This window comes from Streptomyces niveiscabiei (assembly GCF_001419795.1).
GTDB lineage: Bacteria > Actinomycetota > Actinomycetes > Streptomycetales > Streptomycetaceae > Streptomyces > Streptomyces niveiscabiei.
In genome coordinates, this window is sequence record NZ_LIRL01000901.1 from 1 (window position 1) to 1,612 (window position 1,612).

Genomic DNA, 1,612 nt, shown 5'->3' on the forward strand with positions numbered 1-1,612 from the left:
CCACCCGGCACCCCGTCCCCCCAGCAGTTCGCCGGCCACCCCACCGTCGGCACGTTCTTCTTCGACAGCAAACCCCTCGGCGGCAAGAGCACGTTCTGCACGGGCAGCGTCGTCCACACGGCGGCCAAGGACATCGTCCTGACGGCGGGCCACTGCGGCACGGGCCTCCAGAAGGCCACGCACCGGATCTTCGTCCCCCGCTACGTGAGCGGCAAGTCCGCGGCGGCACAGCCCTACGGCGTCTTCCCGGTCACCCGCGTCTACCTCGACCCCCGCTACGTGCCGAACACGAAGAAGCCGGTCTCCGACCTGGACCTGGCCTTCACGCAGACGGCACCCAACAGCAAGGGCAAACGCCTGGAGGACGTCACCGGCGCCCTCACGTTCACGTCGACCGCCACCGGCTACACGCACCGCGTCACCGTCCTCGGCTACCCCAGCGCCGAGAAGGTCAACCCCCGCCACAACCCGATCCGTTGCCCCGTCACCACCCAACGCCTCCCGGGCTACGCCCAGTTGAGCATGGCGTGCACGGGCTTCTACGGCGGTGTCTCCGGCGGCCCCTGGATCAAGGACTACGACCCCGCCCGGGGCACCGGCAAGGTCATCGGCGCGACCGGCGGCTACAACGGCGGCGGCAACGACACGAACGACGACTGGGTGACGTACGCCCCGCTGTTCGGCAAGGACGCGCAGGCCCTGTTCAACGACGCGGCGGCACACCGCACGGTGGGCGCGAGGCCGCCGTACGGAGCCCCGGCGCCGACCACGCCGCCACGGCCGGCGTTCACGCCTGCGGTGTGGAAGCACGCGGTGGGGATGACGGCGGGCTACTTCACGGGCGGTTCTTCCAACGGCGCCCGGCACATGGACCTCATCGTGCGGTGGGACGACGGCAGGGTCACCCTCTACCAGGGCGGCACCACCGGCGACCCCGCCCACCCCTTCACCGCCGAATACCAACTCGCCCCCGCCAGAAGCATCTGGGCCAAGGCCGTCGCCCTGACCACCGTCAACACCGGCACACCGACCGACGGACTGGCCGTGCGCTGGACCGACGGCGAGATGACCCTCTACCCGACCGTCGACACCAAGGGCTTCCACGGCGAGAAGCAACTCGCCCCGCCCCAGACCCCGTTGTGGCGCGACACCGCCCACCTCATGACCGGCGGACGCTTCACCCCCGGCGCCAACCGCGACGACCTCCTCGTCACCTTCAAGGACGGCCACGTCTCCCTCTACACCGACCTCGCCACCAACGGCCTGACGCAACCGACCCAGATCACCGCCAAGAACGCCACCTGGCCCCACGCCGGACAGCTCACCACCGCCACCGCCACCAACAACCCCACCGACGACCTCATCGTCCGCTGGAGCGACGGCGAAACCACCCTCTACCCCGGCCTCACGACCAACGGCCTCCCCGCCGAAACCCAACTCCAGCCCCCGAACTCCCCCTGGAAGAACGCCGCCCTCGTCACCGCGGGCGCCTTCACCCCGGGCACCGCCGCCGACGACATCCTCGTCCGCTGGACCGACGGCCACGTCTCCCTCTTCACCGGCACCGACACGAACGGCCTCCACACCGAGACCCCCCTCGCCTGACACACCC

General features: G+C 70.6%; 1 protein-coding gene. It reads left to right on the forward strand.

Annotated elements, in window-relative coordinates:
* The coding region (locus AOK24_RS52395; RefSeq protein WP_107104135.1) for a trypsin-like serine peptidase at positions 1 to 1,605 on the forward strand (1,605 nt) is incomplete at its 5' end.
* Positions 1,606 to 1,612 lie beyond the last annotated feature (7 nt).